Source organism: Agrobacterium sp. OT33 (genome assembly GCF_017313365.1).
In the GTDB taxonomy this organism is placed as follows: domain Bacteria; phylum Pseudomonadota; class Alphaproteobacteria; order Rhizobiales; family Rhizobiaceae; genus Agrobacterium; species Agrobacterium rhizogenes_A.
Window position 1 is genome coordinate 224,399 of the sequence record NZ_JAFLMZ010000009.1, and the last position, 21,903, is coordinate 246,301.

The window sequence follows — 21,903 nt, forward strand, 5'->3', positions numbered from 1 at the left end:
GTGCAAATAGACCGCCAATGCGGCGACCCCGGGCCTTAACCGTTCACGGGCAGCGCTTCGATAATCACAAATGCCTGAGCATAAGGATAGTCATCCGTGATCGTCAGGTGAATATTGGCGCGGTGGCCGGCGGGCAGCATGGCCGCCAGCCTTTCCCCTGCCCCATTGGTCAGCACCATTGTCGGCCTGCCGCCCGGCAGGTTGACGACGCCCATATCCTTCCAGAAGACACCGTTCGCAAGGCCGGTTCCGAGCGCCTTGGAGCAGGCCTCCTTGGCGGCAAAACGCTTGGCATAGGAAGCCGCGCGGTTCTTGCGGCCATCGGATTTGGCGCGCTCTATATCGGTGAAACAGCGATGCGTGAAGCGTTCACCAAAACGTTCGATCGACTTTTCAACACGGCGAATATCGATCAGGTCGCTGCCCAATCCAATGATCATTTCAACATCTCCAGAGAAGCATTCCTGTTGGCGGCACGCTGCGCGAGATTTTCCATCTTGCGCCGCTGGAAGCCGCTGATGAGGCCGTAGACGGCGATATAGGCGATGACCGCGCTGATGACGGCAGGAAACACGGCGCCGATGGTCATGGGTTCCAGGACCGGCGTCCATATCTGCCGGAATTCGAGATGGCTGAACAGCGCCACGAAATCCACATGCGCCGCACTTGCCGTCTGCTGCCGCCCGAGGATGAAATGCCCGAGTTCCCAGGTGGACGCCCAGATGAACGGAAATGTCAGCGGATTGGCAAAGGTGGTGCCGAGCGCCGCGGCGACGAGATTGACCCGCATGAGAAAACCGAGCGCCATGGCGATGATGATATGAACACCAAGAAAGGGCGTCCATGCCACGCCGATACCAAGCGCGACACCAGCGGCAACCGAATGCGGAGAGGCGGAAAGCCTGAGCAGACGCAGCTTCATATAGCGCAGCGAACGCGAAAAACCCGTGCGCGGCCAGAACAGGTCGCGAATCTTCTCTGAAAAACCAATGGGTTCACGGCGGCGAAACGGCATGGCGGCAGTCTATTTCATCGCCCGGGCCGCGCCAAGAGCATCATAGACGACGCGGGGATTTCTTTTGCAGGTGTATTCTCCGCTTCCGTCATTCCGGCCTTGAGCCGGAATCCAGCCGACATGCGTCCGCGTGGCGAGAAGACTCTTTCCCGCCCAAGGACTCGGGCGGGCTGGATGCCGGATCAAGCCCGGCATGACGGACGCGGGATGTCACGAGTACAGTGAATATCGAGCCTTCGATATCAGTCCCAATTTAGTGTCGTCTATTGCGACAGGGGACTGAACCGGGATTTTTTGCGGCGTATTGGTCAACCAGTTTGGGACAACCGCTTGAAGCGCGCATTCACATAGTTTTGCAAGATACAGGGGCGAGCGTGCCAACAACAGCCGCGCACCCTCCAAGTCTCATACGCATGGCGATGGGCTGCCATGCGCTGGGCGCATTACCGGCGGAACAGGCCGCGGTCGATTTCGCGCTGGCGGAACTCGAGGTCGACATTCGATACCGAGCCGCTGAGATATTCGAATTCGCGTTCCTGGGTGGTCTTGCCACGAACGGCGCGTGCGATCTTACGAAGCGGAGTAAACATGATTTTCGGTCCTTTCGGTTTGGAACTGGCGTTTCTCATCGGTGTTATTCCACCGGCACGCCGCGTTTCCTTCTCTTCAATTTCTGAGAGGAAAATAGTCGCAAACCGCCTCCGCGACCAGAGACAGGAAAAGGCCGCTGCCATGCATTCAATGCATAACAACGGCCTTTTGAGTTGCAGGATCGTCTAAAAATGCCTCAATCGAAGGCACGCGCCACTGTTGATACGCAGTCGAGATCCTTCAGCTGCGACAGAAGCTGGTTCAGCTGCCTGAGATCCCAGACTTCGACATCCAGCGCCAGCTCGGAGAAGTCAGTACCGATGCGGACCATGTTCAGGCCGCGAATATTGACATCCAGCGTCGCGATCGATTGCGCCACCGAGGCGAGCGTGCCCGGCTCGTTCAGCGCATTGATCATCACCCGCGCCATGAAGCGCGACTTGTTCGCCTCATCGAGGTCCCAGCGCACATCGATCCAGCGCTCCGGTTCATCGTCGAAGCGTTGCAGCGCCGGCGCCTGAATGGGATAGATGGTGATGCCCTTGCCTTTTTCCATGATGCCGACGATGCGGTCTCCCGGAACGGCGCCGGCGGCACCGAAATGCACGTCGACATTGCCGGAAAGGCCACGGATCGGCAGTGGGTCGGGTCCATCAAGCATCTCGGCCGCGCCATCGTCCTCAAGCACCGAGCGCGACTTGCCGGGAATCTTGAAGACCATGCCGGAGGCGCTGCGCATGTTGAACCAGCCATCGTCGCCGGTCATCTTCACCGTCACGCGCTCATCCTGATAATCCGGATAGACCGCGCGCAGCACATCGAGCGAGGAGACCTCACCGCGACCGACGGCGGCGATGGCGTCTTCGACATCCTTCTGCGCCAGACGATGCAGCACGGGCTTCAGGGCTTCCCGGGAGAAAGCCTTGCCGGCGCGCTCGAAGGTGCGTTCCAGAATGCGATAACCGAGGCCGGAATATTGCTTGCGGATGGCCATGCGGGTGGCGCGGCGGATGGCCGAGCGGGCCTTGCCGGTCACGACAACCTCTTCCCAGGCGGCGGGCGGCACCTGCACACCGGAGCGGATGATCTCCACCTCGTCGCCATTGTTGAGCCGGGTGACGAGCGGCATGATCCGCCCGTTGATCTTGGCGCCAACCGTGGTGTCACCGATATTGGTGTGCACCGCATAGGCGAAATCGATGGGCGTCGCGCCGCGTGGCAGGGCAATCAGCTTGCCCTTGGGCGTGAAGCAGAACACCTGGTCCTGGAACAGTTCGAGCTTGGTGTGCTCGAGGAATTCTTCCGGGCTGTCGCCTTCGGCCAGCGATTCGATGGTGTGGCGCAGCCAGGAATAGGCGTTCGATTCCGGCGAGAGCAGATCGCCCTCCCCGTTTTCGCCATCCTTGTAAAGCGCATGGGCGGCGATGCCGAATTCGGCGATCTCGTGCATGCGCTTGGTGCGGATCTGCAGCTCGATACGCTGGCGCGACGGGCCGACGATGGTGGTGTGGATGGAACGATAATCGTTCTGCTTCGGGGTGGAGATATAGTCCTTGAAACGGCCGGGCACGACACGCCAGCGGGTATGCACGATGCCAAGCGCCCGATAGCAGGAGGGAATGTCGTCCACCAGAATACGGAAACCGTAGACATCCGAAAGCTGCTCAAAAGAGAGCGACTTCGACTGCATCTTGCGGAACACCGAATAGGGCTTCTTCTGGCGCCCCTTGACGCCCGCGCCGATGAGGCCGTTGGCCACCAGCAGTTCGCGCAGCTCGTCCTCAATCTTCTTGATGAGGCCCTCATTGCGCGTTTCCAGTTCCTGCAGGCGGTTGGTCACCGTCTCATAGGCTTCCGGGTTGAGATAACGGAAGGACAGGTCCTCCAGTTCGTCGCGCATGTCCTGCATGCCCATGCGGCCGGCGAGCGGCGCATAGATTTCCATCGTCTCCTCGGAAATGCGGCTGCGCTTGTCGGCCGGCATATATTCCATGGTACGCATATTGTGCAGGCGGTCGGCGAGCTTCACCAGAAGAACGCGCACGTCGTCGGAAATGGCGAGCAGCAGCTTGCGCAGGTTTTCCGCCTGCTTGGCCTTGCGGGTAACGAGATCGAGCTTCTTGAGCTTGGTCAGCCCCTCCACCAGCCGGCCGATATCCTCGCCGAAGAGTTCGTCGATTTCGGCACGGGTGGCGGTGGTGTCCTCGATCGTATCGTGCAGCAGCGCCACCGCGATGGTCGATTCGTCGAGATGCATTTCGGTGAGGATCGCGGCAACTTCCAGCGGATGCGAAATATAGGGGTCGCCATTGGCCCGCTTCTGCTGGCCATGTTTCTGCATCGCGTAAACATAGGCCTTGTTCAGCAGGGCCTCATTCGCATCCGGTTTATATTTTTGAACCCGCTCGACGAGTTCGTATTGCCGCATCATGCGATATTCCACAAAAAGAAAGCGCGCCAACCTGAGGGTCGGCGCACAATGCTGCATCAATAGGGATCAGATTATGACGGCAACTATTGACAGACGGTAACCGCCGCCTGCCAAAGGCATCATAAAATCCTATCAATAATCGTCATTTTTTTCCGGCGGCACAAGGCCTTCGATACCGGCCAGCAGTTCTTCTTCCGACATCTGGTCGAAAGTAACGGTTTCCGGCTGGTCGTCCTCTTCGCCATCGGCAATGGCGGAGGCGGCAAGCGTGACCGGATCGGGCTCGGGCTCGTCCACTTCCACGTGCTTCTGCAGCGAATGGATGAGGTCTTCCTTCAGATCGTCGGGAGACAGCGTCTCGTCGGCGATTTCGCGCAGCGCCACGACCGGGTTCTTGTCGTTGTCGCGGTCAACCGTGATCGAGGACCCTTGAGAAATCTGGCGCGCACGATGGCTGGCGAGAAGAACCAGCTCGAAACGGTTGTCTACTTTATCAATGCAATCTTCAACTGTGACGCGGGCCATTGCCTGTCCTTTGCGGGTCGTAATGTCGTGGATCAGAGCGCCGTGCTTTCTTCGGGATGCACAAGGGTTGCTCTAACCTATTGAATCTGCGCTTCGTGCCTTGCAAAAAACGCTTGTGATTTTTCGCGACGAAGCTTTCCAGCTTCCGATACAGCCATTGGCCGCGGAATTCAAGTTTTTCCTGTCTTTGGCGTCTTTTGGCACCTTATTGCCGATGTTTGGCGTCTGATGAACAAAATGTCTAGAAGAATTGTCTTGGAATACGGGGGAAGGTAGCTTACTTAAAACGCAACGGCGGTATGCAAAGCTCGTTGATACCACATGATTTTTTGCGTTCTCGACCGGATATAAAAGCCAGATAATGGCCTTTCCAAAAAAAGGAATGGGATGGAATGTTCGATCCACGGGAGAAAATTGCGCTCTTCATAGACGGAGCCAATCTTTATGCAGCATCGAAAAGCCTGGGATTCGATATCGACTACCGCAAGCTCCTGAAGGCGTTTCAAAAGCGTGGATACCTGCTGCGCGCCTATTATTACACCGCATTGATCGAGGATCAGGAATATTCCTCGATCCGCCCGCTGATCGACTGGCTGGATTATAACGGCTACAAGGTCGTGACGAAGCCGGCGAAGGAATTCACCGACGCGCTCGGCCGCCGCAAGATCAAGGGCAACATGGATATCGAACTCGCGGTCGATGCCATGGAACAGTCCGAGACGGTCGATCATCTGGTGCTGTTCTCCGGCGACGGCGACTTCACCACGCTGGTGGACGCGCTGCAGCGCAAGGGCCGCAAGGTTTCCGTGGTCTCCACCATGGCCACCCAGCCCGCCATGATCGCCGACGATCTGCGCCGGCAGGCCGATCACTTCATCGATCTGATGACGCTGAAGGCTGAGATCGGGCGCGACCCGAACGAGCGCCCTGCCCGCCACGCCGAAAGCCCCGAGACGATCTGATCCGGGCTTGTACGCCGACATTACAGGAACGCGTCCGTCGCAAAGGCGGGCGCGTTTTTGTTTGGGCTCATGCCACGTCGTCGCCGGAAAATTGCCGTTTAAATTAACAAACATCAAATCCGGCCATTCGAAATTATATCTTGGTTAATTTTAGACGTGTCTAAATCACGCAACGACACCGGAAACTGAATTGGGTGTCAAATCAGGATGACCAGACATGCACGGCCAAGCGAAAACCAATCAACAACTTGACGAAAGACTGAATTTTCTGGGGCTTGGCCACGAGCAGCGGCAAAATCTCTCAGACATGAAGGGTGTCATTACCGGCTCGCTGGATGCGTCTCTCGACCGTTTTTATGCGAAGGTTCGTTCGGTGCCGGAGACGGCGAAGTTCTTCGCCAACGATGCGCATGTCCAGCACGCCAAAAGCATGCAGCTCAAACACTGGGCAAGGATCGCCTCCGGGACGTTTACCGAGGATTATACCGACGCCGTGACCACCATCGGCCGCACCCATGCAAGGCTGGGGCTGGAGCCGCGATGGTATATTGGCGGTTACGCCCTGATGCTCGACGGTATCGTCAAGGCCCTGATCGAGTCCGAATTGAAGGGCCTTTTCATGGAAAAGAAGGCCAGAAAGGTGAAGGACGCCCTGTCCGCCACCATCAAGGCCGCCCTCCTCGACATGGATTATTCGATTTCCGTCTATCTCGACGTGCTGGCCGCCGAGCGGCAAAAGGTGGAGGCCGAACAGGCACAGATGAAGAAGGAGCAGGAGCATGTCCTCGCCCTGCTCAACAGCGCCCTCGACAGGCTGGCGAATGGTGACCTCACCTCCAGCATCGGCGAAAAGACCGCACCGCAATTCGAAGGGCTCGTCGCCAATTTCAACGCCGCTGTCGGCAATCTCTCCGGCGCGTTTTCTCAGATCGTCGAAGAGGCGAACAAGATTTCCGGCAATACGCGCGAACTGACCTCGGCAACCGATGACATGGCGCGCCGCACCGAACAGCAGGCCGCCGCCCTTGAGGAAACCGCCGCCGCCGTCGAGGAGATCACCACCATTTCCAAACTCTCGGCGCAGCGCTCCGAGGAGGCCAAGGCCATCGTCGAAAGCTCCGCCGTCGAAGCCGCACGCTCACGCGATGTGGTGACGGACGCTGTCAAGGCCATGGGCGCCATCGAGGACTCATCGCAGAAGATTACCCAGATCATTTCCGTCATCGACGAGATTTCGTTCCAGACCAATCTTCTGGCGCTGAATGCCGGCGTGGAGGCCGCCCGCGCCGGCGAGGCCGGCAAGGGTTTCGCCGTCGTCGCCCAGGAAGTGCGGGAACTCGCGCAGCGCTCCGCCACCGCCGCCAAGGAAATCAAGACGTTGATCGCCAAATCTTCCGAGGATGTGATGCAGGGTGTCTCGCTGGTCAACAAGACCGGCGAATCCCTGAACACGATCGGCAACAAGGTGGATCACATCCAGGAACATATCGCCTCACTGACCAAGGCGGCGCAGGAGCAATCGGTCGGCATTCAGGAAATCAGCGCCGCGATTAACAGCATGGACAACCTGACCCAGAAGAATGCGGCGATGGTGGAAGAAACCAATGCGGCAACGCATAGTCTGAGCGATGTCAGCGCCAATCTGGCCGCACTTGTCAGCCGGTTCAGCGTTTCGACGACGAAGGCGCATGTGGAGCGGACGTATCGGGCCGCTTGAACTACGACAAGACTACACTCACCCCGTCATCCCGGCCTTGAGCCGGGATCCAGCCAGCCCAAGTCCTTGGGCTGAAAGGGCTCGTTCCACAGCGCGGACGCGCTGTGGCTGGGTGCCGGATCAAGTCCGGCATGACGGAAGAACAAGTGGCGAAAGGCCGCTACCCTCTAGGCCGCGAAATTTCCTGCCGCTCAGGCGTTGCCGCCCTTCAGCAGCCGCGACTTCTGCCGGTTCCAGTCGCGTTCCTTCTCGGTCTCGCGCTTGTCGTGCAGCTTCTTGCCCTTGGCGAGCGCCAGTTCCAGCTTCGCGCGGCCCTTTTCGTTGAAATAGACCTTCAGCGGCACCAGCGTCATGCCATCGCGGTTGATACCGGCCCGCAGGCGGCTGATTTCGCGCTTGCTCAAAAGCAGCTTGCGGCGGCGGCGCGGCTCGTGGTTGAACCGGTTGGCCTGCAGATATTCCGGCAGGTGGGAATTGATCAGCCAGATTTCATCGCCCTCGTCCGAGGCATAGGATTCGGCGATATTCGCCTTGCCTTCGCGCAGCGACTTGACCTCGGTGCCGGTCAGCACGAGGCCCGCCTCATAGGTGTCGATGATTTCGTAGTTGAAGCGAGCTTTGCGGTTTTCCGCAACGATCTTGTTCACCACGCGCTGGCTGCCTTTGGGGGCCATGATATTTCAATCCCTTGTTTTTCTTATTGCGCCGCAGCCTGCCGGCCGGAGCGGTTTTCGAGCCTCTATTTAGTATCGTCGTCGCAAAAAGAAAAGGCGCGCGGAACCGCTTCTGTCGCGAAGCGGGCCCATTGCGCGCCTTTAAGGCTTTCAGGCGTCTCTCAGTTCATCAGGCCGGCGTGCTTCAGCGCCGCATCGATGGCTGCTTCCGTTGCCGGTTCCAGCGTGCTCATCAAGGGCGAGCGGACCCGGCGGTTGCCGCCGCGTGTCTTCGACAGCGCGTATTTCGTGCCGCAGACGCCGGGCTCCATGAAGATCGCCTTGTGCAGCGGCATCAGGCGATCCTGATAGTCCAGCGCCTTGGCGTAATCGCCGGCAAGCATCGCTGCCTGGAATTCCGAACAGAGGCGCGGCGCGACATTGGCGGTGACCGAGATGCAGCCGACGCCGCCATGGGCGTTGAAGCCGAGTGCCGTGCCATCCTCACCCGAGAGCTGGACGAAATCCTTGCCACAGGAAATGCGCTGTTCGGAGACGCGGTCGAGCTTGCCGGTGGCATCCTTGACGCCGACGATGTTCTTGTGCGCCTTGACCAGCGCACCCATGGTCTCAGGCGACATATCCACCACCGAGCGCGGCGGGATGTTGTAGATGACGATCGGCAGTTTCACCGCTTCGGCAACAGCGGAGAAATGGGCAAACAGGCCCTTCTGCGTCGGCTTGTTGTAATAGGGGGTGACGACCAGCAGCGCATCCGCACCGGCTTCCTGCGCGTGCAGAGCAAGCTCGATCGCCTCATCGGTATTGTTGGAGCCTGCGCCCGCAATGACCGGAACCCGTTTCGCCGCAACCTCGATGCACAGTTCAACGACCCGTTTGTGCTCGTCGTGGGAGAGCGTCGGGGATTCCCCCGTCGTGCCCACGGGCACGAGGCCGTTGCTGCCTTCGGCGATCTGCCATTCCACATGGGCGGCAAAGGCCTGTTCGTCCACGGCGCCATTGTCCGTGAACGGGGTAATGAGGGCGGGAATTGATCCCTTGAACATGCAAAGCTCCTGGCGCCGAGCCGGTTCATGCTTCGGCCGCATTCGATGGTTAAAACCGGCACACATTAGTGCCAGCCCTTGGCGCCGACAAGCGCAAAGGCAGCGTATTTTGTCCGAAATTGTCGGAAGTGTGACAGTCGCAGGGTAGTGATCGGCAGGCACAAAAGGCCCGCACCGAAAAGAGACGCCGCTCGCAGGCCGGTGAATAAAAGTTGATTGAATTGCAGGGCGGCAATTAAGATTTCATTAAGCCTGAAATCCCAAGATTTGCGGGCGGGACATCAGACCGTTTTCGGCAATCCCGCTGCAATGTAGCAATATTACAAGCAAGAAAGTCGGCAACTCCGTTACACGATGAAGAACGGCATGAAAAAGACAGTCTGGGGATTGATGGCGGCGGGTCTTGCCGCAACCGTGTGGAACGCGCTGGCCGGGCCGCTGCCGGAAGGTGCGGCACCCCTTCCCTATGTCAAACCGAATGCACCGACCGTGCCTGCCTTCATGCCGGCCTCGCCCGAAATCACCGGCGCCATTCCGCGCCTCAACCGTCCCGACGATACCAGCCAGCTGAAGGCGGGCCTCGACGCGCTTTCCGGCCGCGATGCGACGCGGGCGATCGCGCTGCGCAACACCATGCCGAACGGCAGCCTCGACCGCCATATTCTCACCTGGGCCATCGCGGTTTCCGGCCAGAAGGATGTCGCTTCCGCCGAAATCGCCACCGCCCAACGCGAGCTGGCCGGCTGGCCGGGTGCGGCGACGCTACGCGCCAATTCCGAAAAAGCGCTCTACCGCGAAGATCCGCCGGCGTCGCAGGTGCTAGCCGCCTTCGGCAGCAGCCGGCCGGAAACCGCTGAAGGCACCGTCGTGCTCGCCAAGGCGTTCGCCTCCTCCGGCAAGGGCGCGGATTCCCAGCGCCTCATTCGCCAGCTCTGGGTCAGCGAAGGCATGGACAAGGACATGGAAGACCGTGTGCTTGCCGAGTTTCCAGGCTATCTGACGCCCGCCGATCACAAGGCGCGCATGGATTATCTGATGTATCGCAGCCGCATCAGCCAGGCGAAACGTTTTGGCGATCTCGGCAAGGCGCAGTCGCTTTATAATGCCTGGGCGGCGGTGCTGCAGCGGTCCGCCAATGCCGGCGCATTGCTGGGCAAGGTCGATGCCTCCTGGCGCAATGACCCGACCTATCTCTTCGCGCGCATCGAGAACCTGCGCAACCAGCAGAAATATCCGGAAGCCGCCGTGCTTCTGCGGCAGGCACCGAAGGAAACGGCCAAGCTCGTCAATCCCGGCGAATGGTGGAACGAACGCCGTATCGTCGCCCGCGGTCTTGCCGATCTCGGCGATTTTGCCGAAGCCTATCGCATCGTCGCCAATCATTCGGCGACGTCAGCCGTCGATATTGCCGATGCGGAGTTCCATGCCGGCTGGTATGCGCTGAGAGCGCTGCGGGACCCGGCGGCAGCCTCGCGCCACTTCAACACCTTGTTGCAGACGTCGAACCGGCCGCTTTCGGCCTCTCGCGCCTATTACTGGCTTGGGCGGGCGGCGGAAGCGGGCGGGCCGGGCAATGCCCGTGATTTCTTCACCAGGGCCGCTGCCCATCCCGGCACATTTTATGGCCAGCTGGCCGCCGCGCGAATCGGCACGAAGACCCTGAACGTCACCTATCCGAGCCCCAGCACCGGCGACCGTGAACGCTTCGCCGGCCGCGAAGCCGTGCGCGCCATAGACCGGCTGGAGGCGGCGGGTTACGGCTGGCGCGCCGACAGTCTTTACCGCTCGCTGGCGGACCAGCTCGACAGCCCCGGCGAACTTGCCATTTTGGCAGCGCGGGCGGAAGGCAACGGCAACCATCAGGTTTCCCTGCAGATCGGCAAGACGGCCTTCAGCCGCGGCATCGATGCGGCAGCGCTTGCCTATCCGCTCGGCGTCATTCCCGCCAGCGCCAATATTGCCGGTTCCGGCAAGGCACTTGCCTACGCCATCGCGCGGCAGGAAAGCGCCTTCAACCCGGCCGCCGTTTCCTCCGCCAATGCCCGCGGCCTGCTGCAGCTTCTGCCGGGAACCGCCAAGGGCGTGGCCGGCCGCCATGGCCTGCCCTACACGCAGGCGATGCTGACCAGCGATGCGGGCTACAACGCCACGCTCGGCGCCCATTATCTCGGCGAGCAGATCGACAGTTTCGGCGGCTCCTATATCCTCACCTTCATCGCCTATAATGCCGGGCCCAAGCGCGTGCCGGAATGGATTTCCCGTTATGGCGACCCGCGCGGCAAGCCTATCGACGAAGTGGTCGACTGGATCGAGCGCATCCCCTTCCCCGAAACGCGCAACTATGTGCAGCGGGTGATGGAGAATTATCAGGTCTACAAGACCAGGCTGGGGCAACAGGCCGATATTGTCGATGACCTGCGCCACGGGCGCGCGGGATAAAGACCGGACCTATCGGCAGATATCACCCTATCAAACAGTGAAGCATCGGCTGGCCCGGTGCTTTTTGTGTTCCGGATATTCGACGATGCGCATATCCACACGCGTCACCCTCAAACGAAAAAGCCCGGCTCGAGAGCCGGGCTTTCCATCACTGACAATGTCAGATCAGATTAGAACGTGCGCTGAAGGCGGACGAAACCGGTGACTTCGTCATCAGCACCATCTTCGTCGTAGTAGTTCGCGGTGATCTTGGTGCTCAGGCCGTCGGTGATCTTGTAATCAACCGTCAGACCAGCAGTCCAGGCGTCACGGTCGCCAACGAAGTCGCCGTCAGCAGGGTTAACGTCGAGCTTGCCGAGGTATTCGAAGCCGGGGGTAAGCGTCAGGCGGTCGGTAGCCTTGATCGCGTATTCAACGGCAACGGCCCATTCAGACTTCGCGTAGTAAGCGTTGTCGCCAGAAGCCCAGATACCAGCAAGACCGAAGGTGCCCGGACCGATATCTGCAAACAGCATGCCGCGGATCGCAACATTTTCTGCGTCGAAGTCGTAGCTGGCGATCAGGTTAGCCGTAACAGCACCGAACTTGGCGCCGATCATGCCGCCGAGGCCGACGTTGTTGTCCGGACCGTACTGGAACTGACCGTACTGGCCTTCGAGTTCGTCAACCGAAATCGCAGCCTGGAAAGAACCGGCGTCGTAGGTGTACTTGATCGAGTTGAACAGGGTGTTGGTCGACAGAATGTCGGTTTCGCCATTCAGATCGTCATCCCACCAGCTGTAGAACTTACCGACCTTCAGGCCGCCGAGTTCGATGAAGGCCTGGTCAACGAAGACGCTCGAACCAGAAGCAGTGCCGTTGTCGGCATTGCCGCGGAAGCCGATGAAGCCACGCAGAGCACCGAGTTCGGTGTCGGTGCGGGTGTCAACTTCGAACTGGGCGCGCGTGAACGAGTTCCAGTCAGACGTACCCTTGGCGTCGCGGCCGAAGTCGGTCTGGAAACGGATGTAACCGCCGAACTTCAGGCAGGTTTCGGTGCCGGGGATGTAGAAGAAGCCGGTGCCGAAAGCGTCGCAGACGCGAACATATTCCAGGGGCTCGGGCTCGGCAGCGACGATAGCGTCAGCGGCCTGTGCGCCGGAGACTGCTGCGAGAGCTGCAGCGGAGCCGATCAGAAGGCTCTTGATGTTCATGGTTGACCTCCAGTCAAACGCTTAATCTTCTAAGCAGCGGGTGGGAAACACAAATCAATGCGTGCCGCTTATGAAGCTGATTAGAGCCAAAACCGGGCGGGTGGGCAATCGTAATCATGACGAAAGGAAGACAGTAAGGTATCCTTAGTTTTTCATTGTTGCGAAATAGCTACAATTCTAATGGACGACGCCCCATTCATTAACAATTCGTTAAATTCGTATTTGTTTCATACACTTACGTGGCGCCGCTCAAGCCAGCCGAGAGACAAAGCAGCCATTCATCAAGATACACGGCATATCGGAAGCTTGGCGAATTGCCCAGATTTGGTCGGCGACACCGCAGAATCAGGCCTTTTAATGAACCAGATCGCGCCCTCACCCCGCGCCACTATCCTTTAGCCAGGCAAACAGTACAGGCCAACCAGCAGCCCTCCATGGGGCGACCTGATTCTTCGCCCCGTTCCTCCGCGCGCTCAAAACGAAAAAGCCCGGCTCGAGAGCCGGGCTTTCCATCACTGACAATGTCAGATCAGATTAGAACGAACGCTGAAGGCGAACGAAACCCTTAACCTGGTCGTCACGGTTGTCGATGTCAACGTAGTTAACAGCGATCTTCGTGGAGAGGCCCTGGGTGATTTTGTAGTCGAGCGTCAGACCAGCTGTCCAGCCGTCGTCGTTCGAGAAGTCGTCCCAGGAAACCAGGCCGTAGTTGCCGTAGTACTGGAAGCCGGGGGTGATCGTCAGCTTGTCGGTTGCCTTGATTGCGTATTCAGCAGCAACAGCCCACTCGGAGACGTTGTAGTAAGCGTTTGCGCCAGAAGCCCAAACACCGGCCAGACCGAGCGTGCCCGGACCAACGTCAGCCGTTGCGATCAGGCGTACAGAGCCGTTTTCGCGGTCGGTGTCGTAGCCGCCGATGAGCTGCAGCGAAGCTGCGCCGAGCTTGGCGCCAACGCCGAGTGCAACGCCAACGTTGTTGTCAGACTCGTTGAAGCCCTGAACGTTGATGCCCTGGAGTTCGTCAACCGAAACGCCTGCCCAGAAGGAACCAGCGTCGTAGGTGTAACGAATGGAGTTGAACAGAGCGTTGGAAGACAGCTCGTCCGTTTCACCAGAGAGACCATCGTCCCACCAGCTGTAGAACTTACCGACCTTCAGGCCGCCGAGTTCGATGAAGGCCTGGTCAACGAAAACGCTCGAAGAAGAGGACGAACCGTTGTCAGCGTTGCCGCGGAAGCCGATGAAGCCACGCAGAGCACCGAGTTCGGTGTCGGTGCGGGTGTCAACTTCGAACTGGGCGCGCGTGAAGGAGTTCCAGTCAGACGTGCCGGACTTGTCGCGACCGAAGTCGGTCTGGAAACGAACGTAGCCCTGGAACTTCAGGCAGGTTTCGGTGCCGGGGATGTAGAAGAAGCCGGTGCCGAAAGCGTCGCAAACGCGAACGTATTCCAGGGGCTCGGGCTCAGCAGCGACGATAGCGTCAGCGGCCTGTGCGCCGGATACTGCTGCGAGAGCCGCAGCGGAGCCGATCAGAAGGCTCTTGATGTTCATGGTTGACCTCCAGTCAAAGTTTTTAAAAGGGTCTGGGTTCTTTCGCTGAAGGACAGCATTCCCTGCCCCATTCCCGTGTTCTTAGAAGCCAAACGATCCACCGCCTCGCTTCTGGTCGTGAAAATACAAAAGGTTTCGCCGCTTGCAATCGCCAACATCCGATAAATAGCATTTACGTATATGCTTCATTTCGGTTTGTTGCGGAAACAACACACAGCGCCATGCCAGCCAATCGAAGCTTTTACGATGCGTTAAGAATTTCCTTGAAAATCCGTTAGTTAGATCGGTTAACAAGGTGTTTCTAAACTATCGGCCTTTTTGGCGTCGCGTTGCCCTGTCGGGCGGAGATGTGGGAAATTTTTGCTTCGACCTATGCCGTGTCGCGGCACTCCACGGATGCGCATGTCGGGAAACGGCGGAAAAACCGTTTCGGTCTGGACTGATTCACCGGACAACGATTCGACGGGCCGGGTATACCGGCGATCTGGCAAACTGATTTGCCTTCGGCGAATGCTGGATGCCGTGGACATGACAGCCGTACAAACGCCCTTGCCTCACGGTCGCCCTGTCGCATCCGCCACGAGGCGTTACGCCGCCGCGATCCGGATGAACCGGCGCAAATGACCGGCCGGCCTTCCGGCGCTCATTATTGCTTGGATGGCAGTGCCTTAAATGCCGTCCACAGCCACATCGAGTGAATGTCGATCGATGCGCTCTTGAAGCGCGACCACGACGGCCTGCAGGAACTCGCGGCGCCGGGGCGCGGCAGCTGTTGCCAGCGTCATCGTCAGTCGCCCGCAAATCCTGCTCATGAACCCCACATGGTCAAAGCTGTCAGCGGAGATGTTGACCTCGACCTCCTCCATGTAGTGCGACAGGTGCGGCCCCAATTCAAGATTCGCGTCCATCTGGTAGCGGGCGGCCATCTGCTCTGCAAGCGTGCCCATCTGCACGTGCGGGCCGTATTCGTCGATCATCAAATCTCCTTCGTGTGCGTGAGAAACTTAGATAGGTGCTCTTTGTCAAAGAACGAGATGTATCCAGGATCATGCGCGCAAAAGAGCCGATCGAATTTCTGAAATAAGCGTGATCGCATGGGCGGCCTGCCCTCGCCGATAGTACAGTGCCAGCGAGGCTGCAATGAAGCGTGCGCGATTCGATGATGTAAGCGACGGCCCCGGGGACGCGATTTCTTCCCAATCACCACCGCCGCATGCAGTTCACGCCTGCCGGCAGGGTTTGCAGCCATTCAGGCCGCGAGATGGGGATGAAAACGGAAAAACAAACCAGCAGCCCGATTTGCCCGATAATATCAAAGTCCTGGCTGAGTTTGATGGCGGAGAGGATGGGATTCGAACCCACGATACGCTTTTGACGTATACTCCCTTAGCAGGGGAGCGCCTTCGACCACTCGGCCACCTCTCCGGTGCGGCCTGATTATTGCGTAAAAAAAATGAATGCAAGGCTTTTTCGCCAAGAAGCCGAAAAACCTGTTGGCCGGGCGCCAGTCCGTGAAACTTTGCGGGGTGTGCGGGAACTTCTTCAAAGCCGGCACGTTCTCCGCTTCGGTAACAAAAGAGGTGTTCTAATGGCTCAGACCAAACTGAATGTTGTCGAAGACACGATCGAAAATCAGATTGCCGAGTTGCGCTCGCAAATCGCATCCCTCTCCAAATCCGTTTCCGCCCGCGCGGAAGGCGTGAGCGAGGATGCGTCCGAATTTCTGGATGAGGCGCGCGGCCGGGTTCGCAAGGCGGCGCATAATGTGCGCGCCCAGGGCCAGAATGTGGTGGAAGCGGTCAAGGAAAATCCCGGCACTGCCACGTCGCTGCTGACGATCGTCGGCGCACTCGGTTTTGCGATCGGTTATGCGGTTGGCGCCGGCACCCAGCAGAGCTCGTCGAACAGCGGCCTTTATCGCTGGCGCTGATCGCCGCATGTATTAAAGTCGGGGCAAGGCGGGACGTTTCCGCCTTGCCTTTTTTGCATTGATTTCATGACAACAGGAATGGGGGGCCAGAAATGCTATTCAGCGACGACCTTGAAGAGGCATTGTCGGATTTTGCGAGAGACCACGGCGTAGACCGGGATGAGGCCGTTCAGCGTATCGTCCGCGCCGCCCTCATCAACAGCGGCTACCTTGCCTCCGGCGAAGAGGGCATCCCGCCGGAAAAGCTGAATGCCAGCAACGACGACTGAGACTTAATAACCCGATCTGGATGGCGCCGGCGCTGCCCCGCCCTTGTAGCGGCCGGACAGGTTGCGCAGGGCGTTGGCAAATTCCGTGACATCGGCGCCGACGGCGACGAAGGAAGCCCCGAGTTCGAGGTAACGGCGATTATAGGTTTCGTTGAAGGTCAGAATGCCGGCGGCCTTGCCCGCCGCGACGATCTTGACGATGGCCGCCTCGATCACCGCCTGCACCTCCGGCTCGTCGATCCTGCCGAGATAGCCCATATCGGCGGCGAGATCCGCCGGGCCGATGAAGACGCCGTCCACACCTTCCACCGCAAGAATATTGTCGAGATCGTTGATCGCCGCCCGCGTTTCGGCCTGTACCAGCAGGCAAACGCTGTCCGAAGCGCTGTCGGCATAATCGGTGATCGTGTTGAAGGCAGAGGCACGGGCCACGGCGGCCCCCATGCCGCGAATGCCGCGCGGCGGATAATGCATGGCGCTGACCAGATCTCTGGCCTGATCAGCCGAATCGACCATCGGGACAAGAAGCGTGCGTGCACCTGCATCCAGCAGCTGCTTGATCATCCAGCTTTCGCCGACCGGCACGCGCACCACCGGCTCGGCCGGTGACGTGGCAAGCGCACGCAGCTGGTCGATGATGCTGCGCAGATCGTTCGGCCCGTGCTCACCATCGATCACCAGCCAGTCGAAGCCCGCCGTGCCGGCGATTTCCGCGGCAATGGCCTCGCCCATGTCTAGCCAGAGGCCGATCTGCGGCTTGCCGGCGTGGATGGCGGTTTTGAAACGGTTTTCGGGAGCGGGCATGATGTCCTCAGGAGAGCAGCAATTTCAGATCGGCGGAGGTATCCGCCAGGATGGCGCGATCCGGCTCCGCGCCGGTATCGAGCAGTTTCTTGCCAGCGACATAGGCCTTGGCATCATTGACGGCATCGACCGCCACGAAATGCCCGTCGCGGAAATACCAGACGGACCAGCTGCCCTCACGGGCGCCGGGTCTCAGCACCGTCTCGTCGTAACCGAGATTGAAGCCGGCGATCTGCAGCTTTACCTCATATTGATCCGACCAGAACCAGGGTTTCGCGTCATAGGCGGTTTCGGTGCCTGCCAGCACGGCAGCGGCGGCCTCGGCCTGATCGACGGCATTCTGTACCGATTCGAGACGCACATGCTGGCCGCGCCATGGCAATAACGCGCAGTCGCCCACCGCATGAATGTCCCTGTCCGAACTGCGGGTATAACCGTCCACCACGATGCCATTGCCGACATCAAGGCCCGATTCGCGGGCAAGGCGGTCATTCGGCGTCACGCCGATGCCGACAATCACAAAATCCACATCAAGCGTCGAACCGTCGGAGAGTTCGGCGGCGGCCACCCGGCCATCCATGCCGACAAGGCGCACGAGGCCGGTCTTTTCGCGGATGGAAACGCCATGGGCCTGATGGATGCCACGCATGATATCGGCGGTTTCCTTCGCCGCAACACGCTGCAGAATGCGGTCGGCCATTTCGATCAGCGTCACTTCAAGGCCGAGCTTGCGGGCAACGGCGGCCGCTTCAAGGCCGATATAACCGCCGCCGATCACCAGCAGCCTGCGGCCCGGTTTCATCTCTTCCATGAGACGGTCGGCGTCGCGCTTGTCGCGAACGGTCAAGACCCCTTCCAGGTCGCCACCGATGCTGGCGGGCAGCGGGCGGGGCGCGGCCCCGGTCGCCAGCACCAGCTTGTCATAGGCAAGCGTGCTGCCATCCTGCATACGAACCGTTTTGGCACGGCGGTCTATTTCCTCCACCCAGGTGGAGAGCCGGATATCGACATTATTTTCCGCATACCATTCCTCCGGGCGGAACATCAGCCGGTCGAAGCTCATCTCGCCGAGCAGGTATTTCTTGGAAAGCGGCGGCCGCTGGTAGGGATAGGCATCCTCGGAGCCGATGATGGTGATCGGACGGTCGTCCTTCAGCGCCCGGAGCTTTGCCGCCAGCGCGAAAGCGGCTTGCCCCGCCCCGACGATTACCAGCCTTCCCGTCACAGTCCACTCCCAGATACGAATCACAAGGGGCCATCCAGCCGCACCCTGCGAAGCCATATTACCGGATCAGGCGTAACGCCAAGTACGGCCCGCGTCAACAGCACAGCGACGCCAGCCCGGTGCAAGCATGACACATTATCAGCACTGGCTGCGGCACGCCTGCAACCGGACGAAGCCCAATGCATTTCCCTCAAGGGAAACATCGGCTTGCAAGGGTGACAATGGCCCATGTCGAGACGGAAAACGAACAATTGCGCGCATTTCCTTCATGTGCTGGCAAGGAAACCGCGTTAAAATCAGCATCAGGAAGAGGCAATCCGGGAGGTTGTCATGGCTTTGCATATGGATCCCCGTCAGAGCGTCCCACAGGACGAGATGTACGAGAAATTTCAGATCGACCGGCCCGGCAAGATCACCTTCATCGGGCATCATCTCAGCGCCAGGGACACCATGCGCTGCCTGGTGCGCACCATTTCCCTCTACGGCGCGGAGCTGGATGTCAGCCCCGACCTGGAAATGCCGGCCAATTTCTATCTGGAAATTCTGGGTATTCGCGATGAGATCGGCTGCACGCTGATCCGCCGGGAGGAAGAAAAAGTCACCATCGGTTTCAACATGCTGATCGATGCGGAATTCCTGCACCATGTGCGCCGGCTGAGTTTCGAGACCAGCGCCTGAGTCTGTTGTGCCCGCGCCGCCCATCGATCCGGCAGGTTTTCCTCGCTTGACGCGGCTGCGGAAAAATCTGTTCCAAAACAGCCATCCGGCCATGGGGCGCGGCTTGCTTCCGGTGTTTTTGCACCTATTGTGAGCCGGGTTTTCAAACACAGGTACCGGAACTTTCAGCCAATGTCCGCTTTTTCACGCCTCACGCCGCTTGCCGTCTCGCTTCCTTCAACCGTTCCTTTCGTTGGCCCGGAAGCCATCGAGCGGAACCGCGGCTTGAAGGTGGAGGCGCGAATCGGCGCCAATGAAAGCGGCTTCGGCCCCGCCCCTTCCGTGCTGCTGGCCATGCGCGATGCGGCGGCGGAGACCTGGATGTATAGCGATCCGGAAAATTTCGAACTGAAGGAAGCGCTCGCCATCCATCACGGTGTCTCGCGCGGCAATATCGCCATTGGCAGCGGCGTTGATGGACTGCTGGGTGAGATCGCCCGGCTGATTATCGAGCCCGGCACCCCGGTCGTGACCTCGTTTGGCGGTTATCCCACCTTCAATTACCATGTGAACGGTTTTGGCGGCAGACTCGTCACCACGCCCTATGTCGACGATCACGAAGACCTCGACGGGCTTCTCGATCTCGTCATCCGGGAAAACGCGCCGCTCGTCTATTTCGCCAATCCCGATAATCCGATGGGAAGCTGGTGGGAAGCGAGCGAGGTCGTTGCCTTTGCCCGCGCCCTGCCGGAGACCTGCCTGCTCATTCTGGACGAGGCCTATTGCGAGACCGCGCCCGCCAACGCCGTGCCGGCCATCGACGCGCTGATCGGCCAGCCGAACATCCTGCGCATGCGCACCTTTTCGAAAGCCTATGGGCTCGCCGGCGCGCGCGTGGGTTACGCCATCGGCACGCTTGGCAATGTCGAAGCCTTCGACAAGATCCGCAACCATTTCGGCATGGCCCGCATTTCGGTCGCCGGCGCCCTCGCAGCGCTCAAGGATCAGGCCTATCTGCATGAGGTGGTCGGCAGGATTTCCGATGCCCGCGACCGGATTTCCGCAATCGCCCGCGACAACGGCCTTGCACCGCTGCCCTCCGCCACCAATTTCGTGACCATCGACTGCCATCGCGACGGGACTTATGCCCGCGCCATCGTCGATGGACTGATGGAGCATGGTGTCTTCATCCGCATGCCGGGCGTGGCCCCGCTCAACCGCTGCATTCGTGTCAGCGCCGGCACCGAGGACAAGCTCGATCTTTTCGAGCAGGCGCTGCCAAAGGTTCTCAAGGCACTCGGGTAAGTTCCCAGCCCACCCTCATTCCCGTGACAGGCGCAGGAATGAGGGTTGGAAAGTGCCGGGCATTACACGCATCGATTCAACGTCCCGCCGCAAACCCCTGCCCGCGAATCATTTTCCGGCAACGGGACATCGCCAAACATAAGAAAACCGCGCCGGCCTTGTTCCTGCCGGTCGCGGTTTGATGTGTCAGCGCAAAAGCTTCTTTCCGAAGCCCTCGCCGCGTTCCCCTTCGGGTTTACTTTCCTTTGCGCCGGTCATCGGGACTGGAGGGAACCGGACCGGAAATCTCAATGATGTCTTGGGTCAATCAGTGCATCGTCATCCAGTCGCGGGCGGCGCGCAGCGCTTCGGCCAGTTCCGACTTCGTCATGTTGCGGGCGAGATCGGCGCGCAGCGAAGCGGCTCTTTCCGATCCGCGGATCGCGGCGATGTTGAGCCATTTGTGGGCCGCGATCAGGTCCACCTTGCAGCCCCGGCCGGTCGCATAGACCAGGCCGAGATTGCAAAGGGTGTCGGCGCGGGTTTCGCCACCGGCAGCCATTTCGATATCGCGAATTTCAAAGCGTGCCATCGTTTTTATCCCTGTCTTTCTGCCTGTTTCATCATTCGCCTTCTTGTCGAGGCTGCCTTCCGGACCCGCCGTCTTTTGCGGCTTTTTTGTCCTTTCGGCCGGCAGGTTTTTCCTGCGCTTTTGATGGGTTCACTATGCCAGCAGGCTTTCAACGGGCGCTTAAAAGGCATGATTAATGTGCTGCAAACAAACTGCAAATGATTGGTAAAATTGAGTTTTTGTTAAATATCAGGAGGTGCGGAAATTAAGGACTTCCAGACGATTTTTACGAAAATTTCAGAATTGGATTTCAACCCTTTATTCACCACGATCAAAACAGCATTTTTCGAATCTGCCCTTCCCCCATGTCCCGCAGACGGCGTGACGCCGCCCCGCGACAGCAAATTTCTGTTTCCTTTTACGTTAACGTAAAATACTATTCACCTGCCTGTGATGAGGATGAAACAGGCAAGGGATAGCATGGCCTGAAAGGTGAACGCTTCGCAGGAGGCCGTGCACCCCGGTGATGCTGAACAGGGTTTAATGCGCTTCCATTTCTTCATGACCGGTGCGGTTCAGAAGGGTCTGCGCAAATTTCGGGAGGAGTTTTTATGAAGCGTGTGATGATGATTGCCGCGGCCCTGTTGATGGGCAGCAACCTTGCCTTTGCCGCAGAGGCCATCGAGGGCAACTGGAAAACGGCCAGCGGCGAAACCGCGGTGATCGGCCCTTGCGGCAGCGCCTTCTGCGTGACGCTGAAGACCGGCAAACATGCCGGAAAACAGATCGGCAAGCTTTCCGGCAAGGGAAACAGCTATTCGGGTGAAATCACCGACCCCGCCAATGACAAGACCTATAGCGGCTCCGGCACCGTTTCCGGCAATTCGCTGAACATGAAGGGCTGCGTTCTGAAGGTTCTCTGCAAATCGCAGACCTGGACGCGGCTGTAACGCCTGATAAGCCGGTAACAAGGGCGGCGGGCGGGCCTGAGGCTCCCCGCCGTCCGGCTGGCCAAGGCA

Annotated in this window: 22 protein-coding genes and 1 tRNA gene; 8 read left to right on the plus strand and 15 right to left on the minus strand. The window is 59.3% G+C overall.

Features of this window, described 5'->3' with window-relative positions; genetic code table 11:
* Positions 1-35 precede the first annotated feature (35 nt).
* The 5 genes from acpS to rpoZ form a co-directional block, all read right to left on the minus strand.
* Positions 36-440, minus strand: coding sequence for a holo-ACP synthase (gene acpS / locus JZX88_RS21380; RefSeq protein ID WP_065115257.1), 405 nt, complete (start codon positions 438-440; stop codon positions 36-38).
* On the minus strand, positions 437-1,015 hold the full coding sequence (locus tag JZX88_RS21385) for a DUF2062 domain-containing protein (protein WP_065115256.1): 579 nt from the start codon (positions 1,013-1,015) through the stop codon (positions 437-439). The genes acpS and JZX88_RS21385 overlap by 4 nt, the downstream gene beginning before the upstream one ends.
* 443 nt (positions 1,016-1,458) lie before the next feature.
* On the minus strand, positions 1,459-1,605 hold the full coding sequence (locus tag JZX88_RS21390) for a hypothetical protein (RefSeq protein ID WP_003496944.1): 147 nt from the start codon (positions 1,603-1,605) through the stop codon (positions 1,459-1,461).
* 197 nt (positions 1,606-1,802) lie between these two features.
* Positions 1,803-4,037, minus strand: coding sequence for a bifunctional (p)ppGpp synthetase/guanosine-3',5'-bis(diphosphate) 3'-pyrophosphohydrolase (locus JZX88_RS21395; RefSeq protein ID WP_065116173.1), 2,235 nt, complete (start codon positions 4,035-4,037; stop codon positions 1,803-1,805).
* Between the two features lie 132 nt (positions 4,038-4,169).
* Positions 4,170-4,562: a DNA-directed RNA polymerase subunit omega gene (rpoZ, locus tag JZX88_RS21400; RefSeq protein ID WP_035262680.1), complete on the minus strand. Its 393-nt coding sequence runs from the start codon at positions 4,560-4,562 to the stop codon at positions 4,170-4,172.
* Positions 4,563-4,954: 392 nt separating this feature from the next.
* Here rpoZ and JZX88_RS21405 point away from each other — a divergent pair, with 392 nt between their 5' ends.
* Both JZX88_RS21405 and JZX88_RS21410 read left to right on the plus strand, forming a co-directional pair.
* Positions 4,955-5,524: an NYN domain-containing protein gene (locus JZX88_RS21405; RefSeq protein WP_003521125.1), complete on the plus strand. Its 570-nt coding sequence runs from the start codon at positions 4,955-4,957 to the stop codon at positions 5,522-5,524.
* Positions 5,525-5,741: 217 nt separating this feature from the next.
* A complete protein-coding gene (locus JZX88_RS21410; protein WP_206914640.1) occupies positions 5,742-7,241 on the plus strand; it encodes a methyl-accepting chemotaxis protein in 1,500 nt (499 codons plus the stop codon).
* Positions 7,242-7,432: 191 nt separating this feature from the next.
* Here the strand turns inward: JZX88_RS21410 and smpB are convergent, their stop codons facing one another.
* Together smpB and dapA are read right to left on the minus strand one after the other, a co-directional pair.
* Positions 7,433-7,915: an SsrA-binding protein SmpB gene (smpB, locus tag JZX88_RS21415; protein ID WP_035218083.1), complete on the minus strand. Its 483-nt coding sequence runs from the start codon at positions 7,913-7,915 to the stop codon at positions 7,433-7,435.
* A gap of 161 nt (positions 7,916-8,076) precedes the next feature.
* The gene (dapA, locus tag JZX88_RS21420) at positions 8,077-8,961 is read right to left on the minus strand and encodes a 4-hydroxy-tetrahydrodipicolinate synthase (protein ID WP_206914641.1); all 885 of its coding nucleotides are present in this window, start codon (positions 8,959-8,961) and stop codon (positions 8,077-8,079) included.
* A 366-nt stretch (positions 8,962-9,327) separates the two neighbouring features.
* On the opposite strand from dapA, the gene JZX88_RS21425 reads away from it, so the two are divergent.
* A complete protein-coding gene (locus JZX88_RS21425) occupies positions 9,328-11,400 on the plus strand; it encodes a lytic transglycosylase domain-containing protein (protein WP_206914642.1) in 2,073 nt (690 codons plus the stop codon).
* Between the two features lie 170 nt (positions 11,401-11,570).
* Here the strand turns inward: JZX88_RS21425 and JZX88_RS21430 are convergent, their stop codons facing one another.
* The 5 genes from JZX88_RS21430 to JZX88_RS21450 form a co-directional block, all read right to left on the minus strand.
* Positions 11,571-12,593 carry a porin gene (locus JZX88_RS21430; protein ID WP_110759397.1) on the minus strand — a complete coding sequence of 341 codons (1,023 nt, stop codon included), beginning with the start codon at positions 12,591-12,593 and terminating at the stop codon, positions 11,571-11,573.
* A 534-nt stretch (positions 12,594-13,127) separates the two neighbouring features.
* Complete coding sequence (locus JZX88_RS21435) at positions 13,128-14,144, minus strand: porin (protein ID WP_065115252.1); 1,017 nt, start codon at positions 14,142-14,144, stop codon at positions 13,128-13,130.
* Between the two features lie 668 nt (positions 14,145-14,812).
* Positions 14,813-15,121 carry a hypothetical protein gene (locus JZX88_RS21440; protein WP_142855546.1) on the minus strand — a complete coding sequence of 103 codons (309 nt, stop codon included), beginning with the start codon at positions 15,119-15,121 and terminating at the stop codon, positions 14,813-14,815.
* A 223-nt stretch (positions 15,122-15,344) separates the two neighbouring features.
* Positions 15,345-15,506 carry a hypothetical protein gene (locus JZX88_RS21445; RefSeq protein WP_206914643.1) on the minus strand — a complete coding sequence of 54 codons (162 nt, stop codon included), beginning with the start codon at positions 15,504-15,506 and terminating at the stop codon, positions 15,345-15,347.
* A tRNA-Ser gene (locus tag JZX88_RS21450) sits at positions 15,479-15,569 on the minus strand. The genes JZX88_RS21445 and JZX88_RS21450 overlap by 28 nt, the downstream gene beginning before the upstream one ends.
* A gap of 163 nt (positions 15,570-15,732) precedes the next feature.
* Here JZX88_RS21450 and JZX88_RS21455 point away from each other — a divergent pair.
* On the plus strand, positions 15,733-16,074 hold the full coding sequence (locus JZX88_RS21455; protein WP_080842190.1) for a hypothetical protein: 342 nt from the start codon (positions 15,733-15,735) through the stop codon (positions 16,072-16,074).
* Positions 16,075-16,166: 92 nt separating this feature from the next.
* Entirely contained in the window at positions 16,167-16,343 is a 177-nt protein-coding gene (locus JZX88_RS21460; protein WP_162854460.1) for a hypothetical protein, read from the plus strand.
* 3 nt (positions 16,344-16,346) lie between these two features.
* Here the strand turns inward: JZX88_RS21460 and JZX88_RS21465 are convergent, their stop codons facing one another.
* Both JZX88_RS21465 and JZX88_RS21470 read right to left on the minus strand, forming a co-directional pair.
* On the minus strand, positions 16,347-17,147 hold the full coding sequence (locus JZX88_RS21465) for an aldolase/citrate lyase family protein (RefSeq protein WP_065115249.1): 801 nt from the start codon (positions 17,145-17,147) through the stop codon (positions 16,347-16,349).
* Between the two features lie 7 nt (positions 17,148-17,154).
* A complete protein-coding gene (locus tag JZX88_RS21470; RefSeq protein WP_206914699.1) occupies positions 17,155-18,372 on the minus strand; it encodes an FAD-dependent oxidoreductase in 1,218 nt (405 codons plus the stop codon).
* A gap of 330 nt (positions 18,373-18,702) precedes the next feature.
* On the opposite strand from JZX88_RS21470, the gene JZX88_RS21475 reads away from it, so the two are divergent.
* Positions 18,703-19,050, plus strand: a complete 348-nt coding sequence (locus tag JZX88_RS21475; RefSeq protein WP_206914644.1) for a hypothetical protein — start codon at positions 18,703-18,705, stop codon at positions 19,048-19,050.
* A gap of 171 nt (positions 19,051-19,221) precedes the next feature.
* The gene (locus JZX88_RS21480; protein ID WP_206914645.1) at positions 19,222-20,334 is read left to right on the plus strand and encodes a pyridoxal phosphate-dependent aminotransferase; all 1,113 of its coding nucleotides are present in this window, start codon (positions 19,222-19,224) and stop codon (positions 20,332-20,334) included.
* Between the two features lie 307 nt (positions 20,335-20,641).
* Here the strand turns inward: JZX88_RS21480 and JZX88_RS21485 are convergent, their stop codons facing one another.
* The gene (locus tag JZX88_RS21485; protein ID WP_003524109.1) at positions 20,642-20,905 is read right to left on the minus strand and encodes a sel1 repeat family protein; all 264 of its coding nucleotides are present in this window, start codon (positions 20,903-20,905) and stop codon (positions 20,642-20,644) included.
* A gap of 590 nt (positions 20,906-21,495) precedes the next feature.
* Between JZX88_RS21485 and JZX88_RS21490 the strand changes: the two genes are divergently transcribed.
* Complete coding sequence (locus JZX88_RS21490) at positions 21,496-21,834, plus strand: DUF2147 domain-containing protein (protein WP_206914646.1); 339 nt, start codon at positions 21,496-21,498, stop codon at positions 21,832-21,834.
* The last annotated feature ends 69 nt before the right edge of the window (positions 21,835-21,903 follow it).